This window comes from Paenibacillus terrisolis, assembly GCF_056171975.1.
The window spans coordinates 251,034-265,764 of record NZ_JBKFGG010000006.1; the positions used below are offsets into that span (position 1 = coordinate 251,034).

A 14,731-nucleotide genomic window follows, 5' to 3' on the forward strand; every position below is an offset into this window, starting at 1 on the left:
AGTGTGAGATGATCTGGAAGAAGCTAAAAGCTTTCTGAATGAAAGCTGCATCGGAAGTATAGGCTTCGTTCGCCTTTGTGATCGGAAGAACATTTCACACGGCTGCCACTGCACGCTCGATCATTAGTTCAACTTATATAGAGGTGCGCACTTATAAATATTCAAGCGGAGAGGAGCGGCGGCAAGCCGCTCTTTTTTCGTGATATTTTAAAAGAAATCGAGGATTACCCTCATTTAACCGCCTCTGGGACACATCTATACTTAAGCTATTAGACAAACTACAGAGGTGATCGCATATGAATCGTTCTACACCCGTAGCCGTCAGTCAGGAGAGGATCGCGAAAAAGAAGCGTTCTTCTTTGAAAAGATGGAATGATCCCGTCGCCGGCTACTTGTTTATTTCGCCTTGGCTGATCGGATTTATCGGACTCACGGCGTATCCGTTATTATTATCGCTGTACTATTCGTTTACGAATTACACGCTGCTTAGACCCATCGAATGGGTAGGCGCCAAGAACTACGTCAACATCTTTACCTCGGATCCGAAATTCGAGCAATCCTTACGCGTGACGTTCCAATATGTTATCGCCTCGGTTCCATTAAAATTGATCGCGGCGCTGCTCGTCGCCGTGCTGCTGAATAAAGCGGTTCGCGGGATTGGCCTCTACCGCACGGCGATTTACTTTCCATCGCTGATCGGCGGCAGCATCGCCGTGTCTATGCTGTGGCGGAACATTTTCGGCGTAGACGGCATCTTCAACAAAATTATCGGCGTCTTCGGCTTTGAAGGCAAAGGCTGGATCACAAGTCCGGATACCGCGATGGGAACGCTCGTCCTGCTCACGGTTTGGCAATTCGGTTCCTCGATGGTTATTTTCCTGGCGGGACTCAAGCAAATTCCAAACGATTTGTACGAGGCTTCTTCCGTCGACGGGGCCAATAAATTCGTGCAGTTTTTCCGGATTACGCTCCCGATGCTGTCGCCGATTTTTTACTTCAATCTAATCATGGGCGTTATCAACGCGTTCCAAATGTTTACCTCGGCCTTTATCGTTACCAACGGCGGACCGATGAACTCCACTTACGTGTACGCCCTGTATCTGTACGAACGAGCGTTTAGTCGGTATCAATTGGGTTATTCCTCGGCGCTCGCCTGGATCATGCTGGTTATCATCGTTGCCGCCACATTGATCATCGCCGGAACATCGAAATACTGGGTGTTCTATGAAACCGAAGCGGAAGGGAGCAAGAAACGCAAATGACGACTAAAACGAAATCCTACATCCGGCATATTTGCATGATTCTTTTCAGCTTCCTGATGGTATACCCCGTGCTTTGGTGGATTGGCGCATCGCTGAAATCCAATACCGAGCTGGGCTCGCCGAATATTTTTCCGAAGGTCCCGCTCTGGAGCAATTTCTCAAAAGGCTGGAATTCGGTTCCAGGCCATACATTTACGGACTTTTATCTTAATACGTTCAGTCTGGAGCTTGGCGTACTGATCGCAACCTTGATCTCCAGCACGCTGGTCGCCTTTGGCTTCGGCAGACTGAATTTTCCGCTGAAAGGTTTTTGGTTCTCCCTGTTTATGCTAACCTTGATGATGCCGGGCCAAGTATTGATCATTCCGCAATATGCCTTGTTCCACCAACTGGGTTGGGTAAACACGTACTTGCCGTTTATCATTCCTCACTTGGTAGCGGCGGGTTCGGGCGGCACGTTCTTTGTCTTCCTGCTGATCCAATTCGTGCGGGGCATTCCGAAGGAACTGGACGAATCGGCCAAAATCGACGGCTGCTCCTGGTTTGGCATTTATTGGCGAATCGTCATGCCGCTCACCAAACCGGCGGTCGTTACCGTACTGATATTCTGCTTCCTCTGGAATTGGGACGATTTCCTCGGCCATTTGCTGTATATCAATTCGGTTGACAAGTACACGGTCAGCTTGGCGCTGCGGATGATCAACGATTCCCAGTCCGCCCAGGAATGGGGCCAATTGCTCGCCATGTCGCTCGTCTCTATTTTACCGGCAACACTGGTCTTTATGTTCCTGCAAAAATACTTTGTAGAAGGAATTGCCACAACCGGAATAAAGGGATAAGACTGGTCGATCACAAATATATAACGGTAGAGCTTTGTCGAAACGAATCGCTTTCGCAGCTTTACCGTTTTTTCTCCTTAAGTATCTGAAGGGGGCACCCAGAGAATGATCAGTCCTTTTAAAAAATTCCGCGTCGACACCTTGTTTTTTCGCAGTTTTGCCGTAATCATCGTGATCGTTGTCGCCTGCATTGCTTGGGCCAGTTATATTATCTCGTCCAACGCGCTCGTCAAGACCAGTTCCCTTTATCAACAGCGGCTGCTGGATGAGCTGAACAATGAGATCACCACACAATTAGTCATGATTGAGCAGATTTCACTGTCTACCTCGCGCGACAACGAGGTCATCAATTTTCTTAAGGATCGGCAGGACAAATTTAAAACTTACCGCGGATCGGTCAACGTGGTATATGCGCTGGCCAACCTGACCTATTCGATCCCGCTGATTCAAGGCATTGATTTATATATGGATAACCCGCTCCCCCGGGATGAGGACAGCTATATTCAGTTTCGGGATCTGAGCAAGCTGAACCAGCAGGCTTGGGCCAGCACGCTTGTGAACAATGATTTTGCCTGGTCGACCGAGCACGAAATCAACAGCTTCCAGGGAGACGTTCCCGTGCTCAGCTTTGGCCGTAAAATCATGTATAACGATAAATATCTCGGCGTGCTGATTATTCATATCAAATCCAAAGAAATCGAGAAGATGCTGGCGGGACATACCTCGAGCGCCAATCGGCTGATGGTGGATTCCCAAGGCCGGGAATTCGTGAAAACCGGCCAAATTCTGGATCATACGGAATTGTCCGAATGGGCGGATGTGAAGGAAGGGGAATCCGGTTATGTCCGAATCCGCGGGAACGCCAAATTGGGGGATTCTCTGCTCGTTTATTCCAAAATGCGCGATTCTGACTGGACCTTGGTGGAGTTCTCCTCCTGGAAGCAAATCACCGAGGGCAGCTTTACGCTGGCCATGGTGATTGGGCTCATCGGCCTCGCCGCGATTTTGCTGGTGCTCCTGATGACCCATTATCTCAGCAGCCAGTTTACGAAGCCGATCAAGCAGCTCGTTACGGCGATGCGGTTATATTTCGTGGAAGGCAACAAAGTGGAGCTGCCCGGCGATTACGAGAACGAATTCGGGTACCTGTTCGCCGGTTACCGCAAGCAGAACGAGCGGATCGAAGAATTGTACCGTTCGCTCAAGAAGCGCTACGAGCAGCAGCGCAAAGCAGAAATCGAAGCGCTCCAGGCCAACATAAACCCTCACTTTCTCTATAACATGCTCGACCAGCTGAACTGGATGGCGATCGAAGCGGGACAGGATGAGCTCAGCCGCATTCTCGAACTGATGGGCCGCATGTTCCGCATCGGCTTGTCGAACGGCAACAGTTTCATTTCGGTCGCAGAAGAGTTGGAGCATATTACATGCTACTTGGAGATCCAGCAGCTTCGCTGGGGAGAAGGGCTTGAATACGAGATTAAGGCTCCTCCGGAGCTGCGTGAATTGTTCGTTCCGAAGCTCACGCTGCAGCCGTTCGTGGAAAATTCCATCGTTCACGGCTTTAATGCCCGAAACCACGGCTTTATCCACATCCGGCTTGAAGAGAAAGCCGATCAGCTGCAAATTACGATTGAGGATGACGGGACCGGCTTAAACCGGGAGGCAGACAAGAAACAGCATCGCCGCACCGGCGGGTACGGAATGCGTAATGTCAAGGAAAGAATCGCCGGCTACTTCGATAGCCGCTATGGCGTCAAGCTGTCGGAGCGGGAAGAAGGCGGAACGCGCGTCATGATCGATTTGCCCCGCCTGACGGAGCCTCCGGTGATAACGGAGAAGGAACCGTCTTAAAAGCACTGGTCATCGGGATTAAGTAAGACGTTAAGGAGGACTTCAAAATGTGGAAAATTGCCATCGTTGATGATGAACGTCAGGTGCTGCAGGGGATGAAGCGGGCAATTCCATGGGATCAACTCGGCGCCGAATGGGTGGGGGACGCCATGAACGGAGCCGACGGATTGGAGATGATCCGCGAGACCGAGCCCGACATCGTGATCACGGATATCTATATGCCGTCCATGAACGGCCTCGACATGATCGAACAGCTGAGAAAAGAAGGATATAACGGCAAAGTCATTATTTTGAGCGGGTATTCCGACTTCGAGCACGCGAGGCAAGCGTTAAGATATAACGTAAGCGATTATGTGTCCAAACCGATCAGCGTTCCGACGCTGAAAACCATCTTATCGAAGGTCATCGGTGAGCTTGCGGAAGAGGAAGAGAAGCGCTTCAAACAGGGCGAGGCCGAGCAAAAGCTCAGACTTTACGAGCCTTTTATCGAAAAAGAATGGGTAAGATCGGCGGTGGTCGGAACGCTGGACAGCTCCTACCGCTCTCCCGAAAGCCTGCCGCATCCGTACCGCTACTGGTCGAAATGCAACCATGTCGTAATCGGCATCGATACCGTCCGGGATGTCCGGGCAAACCAATTTACGCTAACCGACTGGAACCTGTTCCGGTTTGCCGTCAGCAATATTGCCTGCGAGGTTGCGCGCAAAACATTCGCAAGCATCGAATACACCGAGCTGCATAGCTCAAGAGCCGTGCTCATTGTTCATCCCGATCCGGAGGAGAATCCCGGGCAGCTGGAAGATCGGCTGAGAGAGCTTGGCACGAAGCTGATCGATAATGTCAAAAGCTATTTGAAGCTCCAAATCCGGCTTGGAATCGGGGGATTGAAACAGGAATGGCTGCGTATTCCGGATTCGACCGAAGAAGCGTTCCGCGCCATAGATTCGAGAAACCTGCGGATTACCGCGCCTTATGAGCTGTACAAGTACGAGAAAGCAGGCAAAGAGAGCGACAATCAGACCGCTGTTGCGCTGTTCCCGGTGAAATTTTACGTCGAGCTCGCAGGCGCGATCAAATCCTCGAAGGAAGATGAAGCGAAAGAACTGGTTTCCGGGCAAATGAAAGCGCTTGAGGAGCAAAAAGCGATCACGCCGGAATATATCCAGATGCAGGCCGGCGAAGTTTGGGGAGTATTTACGTACAGCCTTTATGAAGCCGGAATTTTGCTGGACGATATTTTTCCGAGCGATCTCGTCGCCCAGGAGCTTCTTTTGTTGACCGACCCGATGCAGCTCGGCGAATGGCTCTCCTCCAAGATATCCATGATCTGCAGCAGCCGCCAGCTTCGCGGCAACAGCAAACACCGGCAGGTCGTCGATTTCATGACCCATTATATCCATGAGCATTACGCCGAAGAAATTACATTAGCCGAGCTTTCGGACAAAATCTTTATTTCCCGAAACCATCTATCGATCATTTTTAAGAACATCACCGGGGAAACCTTCAACAATTATCTGACCCGCGTCAGAATCGAGAAGGCCCGGGAGCTGCTAATGGAACGAAACATGCTGGTCTATGAAGTGGCGGAGCGGGTTGGTTACAAGAATGTGCCGTATTTCAGCACGTTGTTCAAAAAGATTACGGGGCTGAACCCGACGGATCTGATCAAATAAAAATATGAGTATTCAGCAAGGAGTGGACTTGATGATATATGTAGCCGTAATCGGTACGGGTTCGATCGCAAATGCGCATCTGGAGGCGTATGCCCGGTTTGGGGACCGCTGCAAGGTGATCGCACTGGTGGATAGCCAATTGGAAAAGGCGGGTTTGCTGAAAGACAAGTTTCAACTGGACTGCGAGCTGCAGCAGGATTACCGGCAGTTGCTCCAAAACGAGCAGCTGGATATGGTTTCGATATGCACGCCGCCGCACACGCACGAGTCGATCGCTTCCGATTTTCTAAAAGCGGATAAGCATGTCCTCGTCGAAAAGCCGATGGCCATGTCGCTGGAGGAATGCGACCGGATGCTGGAAGCGGCGGCTGCGTCAAAGGGAATATTGTCGGTTGTCGGTCAGAATCGGTTCTATGACGGGGTGCAGCAGGTGAAGCATGCCGTGGATTCCGGGCTGCCGGGTAAAATCGTTCACGCCGAGGCCTCTTCCCTGTGGTGGCGGGGCCACAGCTATTACGACAAATGGTGGAGAGGCACCTGGGAAAAAGAAGGCGGAGGGTGCGTGCTGAATCACGCCGTCCATCATATCGACATGCTGCAGTGGATCATGGGCATGCCTCAAACCATCCAGGCCGTTACGACGAATACGTCCCATAACAACTCCGAGGTGGAGGATTTGTCCGTTGCGATATTTACCTATCCGAACGGAAGCCTGGCGCAGGTCACCAGCTCTGTCGTACATCATGGCCAGGAGCAGCGGCTGATCTTTCAAGGGGAACAAGCCAGCGTGGCATCCCCCTGGAAGGTACTTGCGTCCACCGAACTACCGGACGGGTTTCCCGAACGCAATCCCGAGTTAGAGAAAGAGATCGAACAGCATTGCGCCGGATTCCAGCCGCTGCAGCATACGGGACATGCCGGACAAATTGACGATATTTTTGGAGCGATCGAAAGCGGCTCCAAGCAGGTACTGATTGATGGTGTTGAAGGCAGAAAAACGCTTGAGCTTATCATGGCGATTTACGAAGCGTCGCTCACCGGGAAACCTGTGGAGCTGCCGCTTGCAAAAAACAGCACGTTTTATTCGCGGGAGGGTATTCTTGCCGGAGCGCCGCGTTTTTTTACGAAATAAAGTCATTTTTGTTCCGAAAACCACAAAAAAATCACTTGGTTTATTCATTGAATTTGCCGATAATTAATGTGAAATAAGAAAATAAGGTGGGAAAATGGGCATGCCGGTAAAATTCAGCATTGTTGGCGGAGCGGGCTTCCGGGCCCAATATTATTTAAGAATTGCCAGAGAGCTGCCGGAACAGTTTGAGGTCAGCGGACTGGTTGTGAGAGACGAAGCGAAGGGCAAAGCGATGGAGGAGAAGTGGGGTGTTCGCACTTACCGTGCGGTAGAAGATCTGTTAAGTCACGAATCTCCCGATTTTGTGGTTCTGTCGGTCAACGTATCGGACAATCCGGGTTATATTTTGAAGCTTGCGGAAGCGGGCGTTCCGGCGCTGTCGGAGACGCCTCCGGCCACGGATATCCAGGGGCTTGAGCTGCTTCACGAGAAGCTTTCCGCTTCGGGTGCGCGCGTTCAGGTGGCGGAGCAATATCACCTTCATCCCGTGCAGCAGGCTCGGCTTAAGCTGATCGAATCTGGAAGACTCGGCAAGATTACGGAAACGAGCGTTTCGATTTCACATTTCTATCATGGCGTCAGCCTGATCCGGAAAATGCTGGGCATATCTTTTGAAGAGGTGCGGATTGTGGCCAAGCGCTTCGGGTCCCAGTGGGTTCAAGGACCGACGCGCAGCGGCCCCCCGACGGAGGACAAGTTGGTTCCCTTGAAAAGAGATATAGCGTGGCTGGATTTTGGCGGCCAGCTCGGAATTTACGATTTTACCTGGGATCAGCACCGTTCCTGGACCCGATCCAATCATTTAAATGTCCGGGGGGAACGCGGCGAAATTTTTGATAACCGCGTCATCATTCAGCAAGAGAACCTGGTGCCCCTTCAACTTGACCTCAAGCGGGTCAACAAAGGGGAATGGGAAAACGCCGAAGGGTATTTTCTGCAGGGGATTTTGTGCGGGAACGAGTGGGTTTACGAGAATCCTTTTGCACCCGGCAGATTGTATGACGACGAGATCGCCATCGCCGACTGCCTGTGGAAGATGGGCCAATACGCCAAAGGCGGGCCGGATTTCTACAGTCTCCGGGAAGCGTCTCAGGATCATTATATCGGCATGATGATCGAAAAAGCTCTTACAACCGGCGAAACAGTAGTTGCAAAGCCGCCAATCTGGGCTTGATCCGTCAGGGGATCGCAAATAACTGCATAAAGAGAAATGCGGTGTGTTATAACTAAAGATTACAAAACCTAATGAACCGTTCCGCTATCGCTTTTTGATTTCGGGACGGTTTTTTGTGAAGAAAAAATGATTTGACCTTCACGTTACGGCAAGGTGTAGAGTGAGGTTGTCAGGAGGCGAAGAACATGGAATACACCGTACAGAAGCTGGGACGGCTGGCCGGAATCAGCACCCGAACGCTGCGTTACTACGACGAGATTGGCATTCTTAAGCCGGCAAGAATGAGTTCGTCGGGGTACCGGATTTACGGCCAACGGGAAGTGGATCGGCTGCAGCAGATTTTGTTCTACCGGGAGCTGGGTCTGAGCCTCGATAACATCAAAGCGATCGTCACCGATCCGGACTTTGACGGAGTCCATGCGCTTCGGGAGCACCGCGAGCAGCTTCTCGACAAGAGACAGCAGCTCGACATCCTGATCGCCAACGTGGAAAAAACGATTGCCGTAAACGAAGGGAGAACGACGATGAGCGATAAAGAGAAATTTACAGGCTTTAAACAAAGCATGATTGACGAAAACGAACGGAAATACGGGAAGGAAATCCGCGAGAAATACGGTGATGAGACCGTAGACAAGTCCAATAAGAAACTGAAGAACATGACGCCCGAACAATACGAAGAGGTGACCCGGCTGGCGAATGAAGTGCAGTCCACGCTGGCGGAAGCTTTCCGAACGGGCGACCCGGCAGGGGAACTGGCGCAAAAAGCCGCGGACTTGCATAAACGCTGGCTCACGTTTTATTGGGACGAATACAGCAAAGAAGCGCATGCCGGTCTTGCCCAAATGTATGTGGATGATGAGCGTTTCAAGGCCTACTACGATAAAGATCAGCCGGGTGTGGCCGAATTTTTAAGAGATGCGATCCGGATTTACACCGGTGTGCCGAAAACGCCGTAAGCTTTTGGTAGCCATGATGCGCAGCAAATAGGTCGGCGTGCGGTTCGGCCTTGCCGGCAGTTTGGCTAGCCGGAGCGAGCTTAGCATCGGGGATGGCAGCCGATATGCCGCCGAGTTCAGCCCTATCGGGTCGGGCCCGGCGGCATGCTGTGCTTTTGCCGTGCAGAGGAGGCGGGCGCTGAACGGGCTCGTCCTAGTCCTGTCTGGGGTCAACTATAACCGGCGATTCTTTAAATGATTTCTCGAATAGCGCCACAAAATGGTCTTATTTCACTCCAAAACTGCATTTTCCTGAAAATAGCGGCGCAAAAGGGCCCTATTTTCGGGCAAACGTCCAATACCGGGGAAAAAGGAACCCATCCGAAGAAATAAGGCCATAAAACGGCGCTATTCATTCAGGTTGAGCCTTCTCCAGTGGAATAAGGCCCTTAATGGCCGCTAATTTAAGTGTCGAAGGATGCGGGGGATGTGGTATCATGGTGACGCCGTTGACGGGAGCAGCCCAGCCCCTTTGTTCTGACTCGTTCTGACTTGTTCTGACGCAAATCCTCGAAGTCGATTTTGGTAGACCTGGCAGTGATCTAATTGGGGTTTCGTCGTCAAGTCCTGATTTCTAGTTTGAGCCCTATTTATGATAAGTTTTAGAGGGTGCCTATTGTCAGAGCGGCTTATTCATACCTAAAGGGATGTGGTGGAATTGATGAATCAAGCAGCGGTTTTACCGGAATTTATAGCCGATTATTTGAAGCGAATCGAATACAAAGACGAGATATGCGCCGATCTGGTTACTCTACGCAAACTGCATGCGCAGCATCTGACCCATGTACCGTTTGAAAATTTGGACATCATGGCGGGGAAAGCACTGCGGCTGGACACGGATTCTTTATACGAAAAAATAGTTCGAAAAAAGCGTGGAGGAATCTGCTATGAGCTTAACGGCCTATTTGGGGAACTGCTGAGAACAATAGGTTATGACGCCGTTTATATATCGGCAGCGGTTCCCGGTTGCGACAATGAGTTCGACCATCTTTTATTGCTGGTTAGGCTTGAAGGAGTGTCCTGGCTAGTCGACGTAGGATTTGGCGACGGCTTCTTCCATCCGATTCGACTTGCGGAAAACGGTCCGCAGCCCGATCCCGGCGGGGTATTCCGCATCGAAAGACGAGAAGACGCCTATCGGCTGTTTCGCGGCACCGATGAGAGCGAGTCTTTGGAATTTACGTTTTCATTGAACGAAAGAAAGATGGAGGATTTTGCGGAACGCTGTCTGTTTTTTGAAACATCCGAGCAATCCAGATTCGCCAAACATAAGGGCTGTTCTTTACAGACTGCTGCGGGCAGAATTTCATTGAATGAAACGAGGCTTCTATACAACGAAGCGGACAAGCAAACGAGAATCGAAATTCGGAGCAATGAGGAATTCGAGCGGCAATTAAATGAAATATTTAAAATTGAGAAATGATTTACAAGGCGGAATCAAGTGTGGTAGATTATTTCTATGAATGTAGAAATAATCGGCGAAAGGAGAGGATATGCATGGAAGAGAGTCGGGAAGCACACCAGGCCGTCAAAATATATAAAGCGCTCGGTGAGCCCACACGCCTGAAAATCGCTTTGATGCTGGCCAAACAGTCCGATCAGTGCTGCATCCAGCTGGGAGAAAAGCTGAAAACGGTAGCCAACTCGACGCTTTCGCATCATTTGAAGCAGCTGTCGGAAAGCGGTCTTCTCGATTCCCGCAAAGAAGGCACCTTTATCTACTACAGCTTAAACCGTGATGTGGCTGGGCAATTTGCGCCTTATTTAATGCAGTAATTTTTTTGAATATTATTTCTATATTTCTAGAAATATAATATATAAGCTTAAGGAGTGGGTAACAAATGAGCAATTCGCTCAGAATTTACATTTTGGCGATGATCAGCTTTTTGGTCGGGACTTCCGAATACGTGATTTCGGGTATTCTGGATCAGATTTCCGGCTCGATGGACATTTCGCTTGCGGCGGCGGGCCAGCTGATCACCGTCTTTTCTCTGACCTATGCCCTCGGGACGCCGGTTATGATGGCAATCACGGCCAACATGGACCGGCGTAAGCTGCTGCTGGTTTCGCTCGGCATGTTTGTCATTGGAAACATTTTTTCATTCGTTTTGCCTGGCTTCGGCCCCTTCATCGCCGCCCGGCTCATCATGGCGCTGGGAGCGGGGATGGTGGTCGTCACTGCGCTGAGCATCGCGGCTAAAATCGCTCCCGAGGGCAGACGGGCGAGCTCAATCGCCACGGTGATCACGGGGTTTACCGCTTCGCTGATCGTCGGCGTGCCGCTAGGGAGAGTGATTGCTACCGCCTTTGGCTGGAAGGCCGTCTTTATGGGCATCGCCTTGCTCGGACTGGTTGCGATGCTGATTATTTATTTCACGATTCCGCGGATGAATGGCGACCAGCATGTGCCTCTCGTCAAGCAGCTGGCGCTGTTTAAAAATCCTAAAATCGCGCTTGGGCTGACCATCACTTTCTTTTGGCTTGGCGGCTATTCGATTGCCTATACTTACATTTCGCCTTATCTTTTGAACGTCACCGGCATGAGCAGCGGGTTGCTCAGCACGGCGCTATTGGCCTTCGGGCTCGCCAGCCTGGTCGGATCCAAAGCGGGAGGCTTCAGCACGGATAAAAGGGGCGTTACCTTTACGCTCACCTCAGGCATGATCCTGCATATCGCTGCGCTGATCCTGCTGTCGCTGGTTTCTACTTCTCCGGCACTGGTGTTTGCGGTGCTTGTATTGTGGTCGTTTGCGGCTTGGTCAACGGGTCCCACCCAGCAATACAATCTCATTACGCTGGCCCCTGAATCCTCGTCGGTGATGCTGAGCCTCAGCTCCTCCATGAACCAGCTCGCGATGGCCGCCGGGGCTGCGTTCGGAGGCCTGGCCGTGGAACGGGTGTCTTTGACGTCCACGACCTGGTTTGGAGCGCTTGGGGTCGGGCTGGCTATCTTGGCGCTGCTGGGTCTTAACCGGTTGAAACGACGCGGAGGAAGTCCGGCAAGCACGGCAGTCGCAGCTGCGCCAAAGGCTTGTCCCGAGCTTGGCAAGCAGCAAGCCTGAGTATATTAAAAAACCTGGTCCGCTATCATCGGACCAGGTTTTTGTTATGGATCATCGCGGTTGCTCAAGGAAAATCCGGACTTTAGCGGAATGATTCATTGGGATTTGCAGTATTATTTATGCAGTGATTTACAGGCTCCTGATGAATGATTAAATTATCAAAGCAACTGGCAGCAGGTATTAAGCCCAATTTCCCTTCCGAAATACCGGCTCCAGCGTCCCGTCCGGCAGTTCCCCGTCAATTTCAAGTTCTGCGGAGCCGACCATGAAATCGACGTGCGTAAGGCTGACATTGGCTCCTCTGGCCAGCAATTCTTCCTTGCTCAGCTTCGTGCCGCCGTCGATATTCACCGGGTAGGCACTGCCGAGCGCAAAGTGGCACGAGGCATTTTCGTCGATCCCCGTGTTATAGAAAACCCGGTTCAATCTCGAAATCGGCGAATCGTGGGGAACCAGAGCGATTTCGCCCAGATAGGAGGCTCCTTCATCCGTTTCCAGCAGGGAAGTCAAATGCTCCCGTCCGGATTTTGCTTCATAAGAAACCACTTTTCCGTCTTTAAAAGTCAGCTTGATGCCTTCAACCAGCTGCCCGTTCAAGTTCAGCGGGAGCGTGCTGGCGATGGTGCCGTTCACGCCCGTGCGCAGCGGCATGGAATAAATTTCCTCCGTCGGCATGTTCGCCACGAAGTAATCGCCAGCCGCATTGTAGTCTCCGCCGCCGAGCCACAAATGGCCTTGCGGTAGCTGGACGCGCAGGTCCGTGCCCGGAGCGCGGTAATGCAAGGTCTTGTACCGTTTGGCGTTCATGTACTCCTGCTTCTCTTTCAGCTGTCCGATATGCTTGCGCCAAGCGGCAACCGGATCTTCTCTGTCGGCGCGGTTCATCCGGAAAATCGCTTCCCACATCGCACTGATCCGTTGTTCTTCGGGAAGGTCTGCGAACACCTTATCAGCCCAAGCCCGCGTCGGGGCTTTTACCAGGGACCAGGTGATTTGATTGCTGCGAGTTGCGGCACGGGATTTTTCGGTGTTCAGCGCGGCTGTTTTGACCACCTTGGATACTTTCCACGATTCGATGCCCCGAAGCAGCTCCGGATCGGGCACTTTGATTCGCAAGGTAGCGCCGCCGCATTCCACAAGCTGCTCCATCATATCGGACTGCCATTTCGGATAATAATCAAACGAATCCTCCGGCGCTTTTTCGTAACGAATGCGTGCGATTTGTTCATCTTCCCATTCAACTTGAACGTATTTGGCTCCGGCCTCATACGCTTTAGCCACGAGCAGACGAGTGAATTCCACCGTTTCCAGAGGAGCATGAACGATCAGGACCTGTCCCTCCTGAATGTTGACTCCGACCTTGATGACCAGCTCCGCATATTTCCCGAGTAAAACCGCGAATTTTTCCATAGGTAAATTCCCCCAAACATATTTGTCAGCTCTATTGTAACACCGATTTGCGGAAAGGATGAGCCCCGGCGTTGAATTATCCAGCGATTCAAGTTTATGCCCGCTTAATATACATGTGATATATTTGACTTATATTTTACAAGAATCCAGAGGAGGTCTATTTCAGATGAGAATCATGGTCGCAGGCGGTGACGGATTTTGCGGATGGCCCACCGCGTTATATTTATCCCGGCAAGGGCACGAGGTAGCCATAATCGATAATTTATCGAGACGGAAATGGGATACCGAGCTCCATTCCAATTCGTTGACGCCGATCGCTTCGCTGCAAGAACGGGTGGAGCGCTGGAAAGAAATCACTGGAAAGACACTCCGTTATTATATCGGGGACCTTAATCATTACGATTTTTTATGTGAAGCGATTCGCCAGTTCCAGCCTGAGGCTTTCGTGCATTTCGCCGAGCAGCGTTCGGCGCCCTATTCGATGATCGATCGCGAGCATGCGGTGTTCACCCAGGTCAATAATGTGGTAGGCACGTTAAATGTGGCTTACGCGATTCGTGAACTGGTACCTGACTGTCATCTGATCAAGCTGGGAACAATGGGAGAATACGGTACGCCGAATATCGACATCGAAGAAGGTTATATCGAAATCGAACACAACGGCCGCAAGGATGTATTGCCATATCCGAAACAGCCGGGTTCTTTTTATCACCTGTCCAAAGTGCATGACAGCCACAATCTGATGTTCATTTGCAAGATTTGGGGCCTGCGTGTGACCGACTTGAATCAAGGCGTCGTTTACGGGCTGGATACGGACGAAACGCGTCTGGATCCGGTGCTCACGAACCGTCTGGATTACGATGCCGTATTCGGCACGGCTCTGAACCGGTTTTTGATCCAGGCGGCGATCGGCCATGACTTGACCGTGTACGGGGAAGGCGGGCAAACTCGCGGTTTCCTCAACATTACGGATACGGTGCGCTGCATCGAAATTACGGCCGAAAATCCGGCCGACCGCGGCGAATTCCGCGTTTTCAACCAATTTACCGAAGAATTCTCCGTGATGGACTTGGCGGAAAAAGTGAAACGGGTAGCCGGGATGTCGGGCCATTCCGTAAATATTGCGCATTTAAGCAACCCGCGGGTCGAAAAGGAAGTCCACTACTTCCACGCCAAAAATACGAAGCTGCAAAACCTCGGTCTAGAGCCGAATCTGCTGACCGATCAGGTGCTGCACGATATTTTCCAAACGGCGCTGAAACATAAGGATCGCGTGATCCTGAACAATGTTCTCCCCGAAATCAAGTGGGGATAAATGAAAGGCGGACGT

The 14,731-nt window shown here is 51.3% G+C and carries 12 protein-coding genes; 11 read left to right on the forward strand and 1 reads right to left on the reverse strand.

All coding sequences use genetic code 11. The features are described from left to right. Positions 1 to 296: 296 nt before the first annotated feature. From ACI48K_RS08820 to ACI48K_RS08865, 10 genes are all read left to right on the forward strand, one after another. Entirely contained in the window at positions 297 to 1,262 is a 966-nt protein-coding gene (locus tag ACI48K_RS08820; protein WP_475027210.1) for a carbohydrate ABC transporter permease, read from the forward strand. Continuing rightward, a complete protein-coding gene (locus tag ACI48K_RS08825; RefSeq protein WP_475027211.1) occupies positions 1,259 to 2,101 on the forward strand; it encodes a carbohydrate ABC transporter permease in 843 nt (280 codons plus the stop codon). The genes ACI48K_RS08820 and ACI48K_RS08825 overlap by 4 nt, the downstream gene beginning before the upstream one ends. 105 nt (positions 2,102 to 2,206) lie before the next feature. Beyond that, positions 2,207 to 3,955, forward strand: coding sequence for a cache domain-containing sensor histidine kinase (locus ACI48K_RS08830; RefSeq protein WP_475027212.1), 1,749 nt, complete (start codon positions 2,207 to 2,209; stop codon positions 3,953 to 3,955). A gap of 47 nt (positions 3,956 to 4,002) precedes the next feature. Further along, on the forward strand, positions 4,003 to 5,628 hold the full coding sequence (locus ACI48K_RS08835) for a response regulator transcription factor (protein ID WP_475027213.1): 1,626 nt from the start codon (positions 4,003 to 4,005) through the stop codon (positions 5,626 to 5,628). A 31-nt stretch (positions 5,629 to 5,659) separates the two neighbouring features. Then, positions 5,660 to 6,760, forward strand: a complete 1,101-nt coding sequence (locus ACI48K_RS08840) for a Gfo/Idh/MocA family protein (RefSeq protein ID WP_475027214.1) — start codon at positions 5,660 to 5,662, stop codon at positions 6,758 to 6,760. A 100-nt stretch (positions 6,761 to 6,860) separates the two neighbouring features. Beyond that, complete coding sequence (locus ACI48K_RS08845; protein ID WP_475027215.1) at positions 6,861 to 7,934, forward strand: Gfo/Idh/MocA family protein; 1,074 nt, start codon at positions 6,861 to 6,863, stop codon at positions 7,932 to 7,934. A gap of 185 nt (positions 7,935 to 8,119) precedes the next feature. Then, positions 8,120 to 8,890 (forward strand): MerR family transcriptional regulator, encoded by a 771-nt coding sequence (locus ACI48K_RS08850; protein WP_475027216.1) that lies wholly within the window; start codon positions 8,120 to 8,122, stop codon positions 8,888 to 8,890. A 700-nt stretch (positions 8,891 to 9,590) separates the two neighbouring features. After that, positions 9,591 to 10,352 carry an arylamine N-acetyltransferase family protein gene (locus tag ACI48K_RS08855; protein ID WP_475027315.1) on the forward strand — a complete coding sequence of 254 codons (762 nt, stop codon included), beginning with the start codon at positions 9,591 to 9,593 and terminating at the stop codon, positions 10,350 to 10,352. A 74-nt stretch (positions 10,353 to 10,426) separates the two neighbouring features. Beyond that, positions 10,427 to 10,705: an ArsR/SmtB family transcription factor gene (locus tag ACI48K_RS08860; protein WP_475027217.1), complete on the forward strand. Its 279-nt coding sequence runs from the start codon at positions 10,427 to 10,429 to the stop codon at positions 10,703 to 10,705. 65 nt (positions 10,706 to 10,770) lie between these two features. Then, on the forward strand, positions 10,771 to 11,991 hold the full coding sequence (locus tag ACI48K_RS08865) for an MFS transporter (protein ID WP_475027218.1): 1,221 nt from the start codon (positions 10,771 to 10,773) through the stop codon (positions 11,989 to 11,991). A gap of 180 nt (positions 11,992 to 12,171) precedes the next feature. Here the strand turns inward: ACI48K_RS08865 and ACI48K_RS08870 are convergent, their stop codons facing one another. Continuing rightward, the gene (locus ACI48K_RS08870; RefSeq protein ID WP_475027219.1) at positions 12,172 to 13,401 is read right to left on the reverse strand and encodes an aminopeptidase; all 1,230 of its coding nucleotides are present in this window, start codon (positions 13,399 to 13,401) and stop codon (positions 12,172 to 12,174) included. A gap of 166 nt (positions 13,402 to 13,567) precedes the next feature. Here ACI48K_RS08870 and ACI48K_RS08875 point away from each other — a divergent pair, with 166 nt between their 5' ends. Continuing rightward, positions 13,568 to 14,716 (forward strand): NAD-dependent epimerase/dehydratase family protein, encoded by a 1,149-nt coding sequence (locus ACI48K_RS08875; protein ID WP_475027220.1) that lies wholly within the window; start codon positions 13,568 to 13,570, stop codon positions 14,714 to 14,716. The last annotated feature ends 15 nt before the right edge of the window (positions 14,717 to 14,731 follow it).